We start from the raw sequence: 2873 nt of genomic DNA on the forward strand, positions 1-2873 counted from the left end.
AGGCGCGACTAAACACTCTGAAGAACATTAATTTCGCTGTATTCACAAACAATAACCAGCAAAATAAAAGCCGCATCATTGCTGATGCGGCTTTGTCGTTTTTACGTGATAATTTTTAGGTGACTAATTTTGATAGTCGCTACATGGTGACTGTCAGAGACAAACCATCTTGTTTAGTCACTGAGTAGCGAACTCGAGTCACGTCATGAGCTTTATTGGTGTCAACTAGGCGGCTAATTTTGCCCTTCTTAATCCACACACTTAACATCGCGTCAGCACCATCTTCACTCATCCCAAACTGCTTAGCCAGATCTGACTGGGAAACGGTTCCTTTGTCTGCAATGTATTGATAAAGCTCTTTTAAAATCATGCTACTTGCGCCTCTAATGCACCGTTTTGTTTCTTACCAACTCGTTTGAACACACGGTATGTGCCAAAGAAGATAGCTACGATCACAGCCATCCAAATACCACTTGTTACTGGGCTATCTGCGAAATGCGTCAATTGGTTGTAGAACGTCGCACATAGGTAAGCCAAGCCCATTGTCCAAACCGCGATAAAGCGTGCGAACTTATGACCAAACTCACGTACGTAAGCCCCCATCGCCGCCACACAAGGTGTGTACAGTAGGATAAAGATTAGGTAAGCAAATGCGGCATTGCCAGAAGCAAACTGCGATTTAATGTTACCGAAGATAGAAGCATCGACTTCTTGTTCTTCGGCAACGGCATTTGAGTCAGTTAAGTCACCCACTTCAATGCCTAGTGGATCTGAGTAGCTCAAACCGGCTAGGTTTTCAGGGATACTCATTACTGCCTCTTCTAGGCTGCCCATTAGATCAAATTCTGCGTCTTCACCGTCGCTTGGCGTCGTGTATAGACTGTTCAGCGTACCAACTACCGCCTCTTTTGCGAAGATACCAGTAATGATACCTACGGTCGCTGGCCAGTTGTCTTCTTGAACACCGATTGGTGAGAATACTGGAGTCACAACTTGCGCTGCTTTAGAAAGCACAGAGTTTTCGCTGTCTTCGTTACCAAAACTGCCATCAGTCCCCAATGAGTTGAAGAAACTCAGAATAGCAACAACGATAACGATGGTTTTACCTGCACCAAGTACAAAGCGCTTTAGCTTTTGCCAAGTTTTGATCACCACGTTTTGTAGCGTCGGAAGCTCGTAATCTGGCATTTCCATCAATAGGCTATCGCTGCTACCTGGGTAAAGCGTGTGCTTAAGGAAAAGACCTGTGAAGATCGCTGCCACAATACCAAGTAGGTAAAGTGCGAATACAATGTTCTGGCCAGAACCTGGGAAGAATGCCGCAGCGAATAGCGCGTATACAGGCAGACGAGCACCACATGACATAAATGGTGCCATAGAGGCAGCCAGTTTACGCTCACGTTCTTGGTCTAGAGTACGAGTTGCCATGATTGACGGTACGTTACAGCCAAAACCAAGAACCAACGGTACAAATGCTTTGCCCGGTAGGCCGATCTTCTGCATCACTTTATCTAGTACGAATGCTGCACGAGCCATGTAACCTGAGCTCTCAAGTACCGCTAGGAAGAGGTACAAACACGCGATAACCGGAATGAAGGTTGCAACCGTCTGGATACCACCACCGATACCATCAGCAAGAACCGTCACTAACCACACAGGCAAATGACCGTCTAACAAGTGATGCCCACCATCAACCAATAATGCGCCCACACCAATGTCAAAAAAGTCGATAAATGCACTACCGATGTTAATCGAGAACATAAACATCAGGTACATAACAACAAAGAAGAAAGGAATTCCAATCCACTTGTTCAAAATAAACTGGTCGAGTCTTTCAGTCACACTACGACTTAACTTGCCTTCGCTTCGGCGAACTTTTTTACACTGTTCATGCAGATGCGTGTACTTAGTATCCGCGACATGCAAATCGATATCCAAATCTAACGTCGTAATGACTTCCAAGACTTTGCTTCTATCAATATCAGAAAGACTATTGAGCACCATTGTGTCTTTTTCAAGCGCACGAATCGCTAGTGCACGATGAGCGACGGTTTGGTCGTTAAAAAGTGCGGAAACCGTTTGAATTGCCGACTCCATCTTCTCACCATAATGCAAAGACAATTCTTTAAGTGACACTCCTTGAACGATGGATTTATGGAGCTTTTCTTTAAACTCTGCCACTTGAGTTTTATTGGTTGCAGATAAACTGACAACCGGACAACCTAACGTTTTCTCAAGCTCTGCAACGTTAATCATCTGACGTTCACGCTTTAGCGCATCCATCTTGTTGAGGACAACAATCATAGGGCGACCAAGTTCGCGAAGTTGCAGCGTCATATATAAGCTGCGCTCTAAACTTGTAGCATCCACCACGTTAATAATGAGATCAGCAGGATGAGTTAGAACCGCACGCGATGCGATGGATTCATCAATACTATTACTATCATTACCACTGTCTAATGAGTAAATACCCGGAAGGTCAGTGAGCAAAAACTCATCCCCAGCATGCTTGAATTGTCCCGTTTTCTTTTCAACCGTGACGCCTGCCCAGTTACCAACTTGCTGTTTTGCGCCAGTTAAACCATTAAATAGCGTCGTTTTACCACTATTAGGGTTACCTACAGTTAGCACTTGATATTGCATTACACTCGCTCCACTTCAATTTTCTGAGCAATTGTTTCTCGCAATGCGACAGACACACCACGGACTTCGACTTGTAAAGGATCGCCCATTGGCGCACGTCGAATCACTTTGACTTCTGTATTGGGAAGCAGCCCCATTACCATGAGTTTCTTTCTGATATCTGATGAAAGACCATCTAACAACCGAATCGTCACCGTATCGCCAGGATTAATCTCTGATAACTTCATAGT

3 protein-coding genes are annotated in these 2873 nt (G+C 44.7%); all 3 read right to left on the reverse strand.

Features of this window, described 5'->3' with window-relative positions:
- Positions 1-139: 139 nt before the first annotated feature.
- The 3 genes from CAG68_RS19635 to CAG68_RS19645 are packed head-to-tail and all read right to left on the reverse strand — an operon-like array spanning position 140 to position 2870.
- Positions 140-370, reverse strand: coding sequence for a FeoC-like transcriptional regulator (locus CAG68_RS19635; RefSeq protein WP_005426709.1), 231 nt, complete (start codon positions 368-370; stop codon positions 140-142).
- Positions 367-2643 carry a Fe(2+) transporter permease subunit FeoB gene (feoB, locus tag CAG68_RS19640; protein ID WP_161441553.1) on the reverse strand — a complete coding sequence of 759 codons (2277 nt, stop codon included), beginning with the start codon at positions 2641-2643 and terminating at the stop codon, positions 367-369. The genes CAG68_RS19635 and feoB overlap by 4 nt, the downstream gene beginning before the upstream one ends.
- Positions 2643-2870: a FeoA family protein gene (locus tag CAG68_RS19645; protein WP_005382190.1), complete on the reverse strand. Its 228-nt coding sequence runs from the start codon at positions 2868-2870 to the stop codon at positions 2643-2645. The genes feoB and CAG68_RS19645 overlap by 1 nt, the downstream gene beginning before the upstream one ends.
- Between the last annotated feature and the right edge of the window lie 3 nt (positions 2871-2873).

This window comes from Vibrio sp. V42_P2S4T144 (assembly GCF_009904715.1).
Lineage (GTDB): Bacteria > Pseudomonadota > Gammaproteobacteria > Enterobacterales > Vibrionaceae > Vibrio > Vibrio alginolyticus.

Bases quoted from the DNA above. Each gene is read 5' to 3' on its own strand.
- CAG68_RS19645 (WP_005382190.1), bottom strand. From the start codon at position 2,870: ATGAAGTTATCAGAGATTAATCCTGGCGATACGGTGACGATTCGGTTG.
- CAG68_RS19635 (WP_005426709.1), bottom strand. From the start codon at position 370: ATGATTTTAAAAGAGCTTTATCAATACATTGCAGACAAAGGAACCGTT.
- feoB (WP_161441553.1), bottom strand. From the start codon at position 2,643: ATGCAATATCAAGTGCTAACTGTAGGTAACCCTAATAGTGGTAAAACG.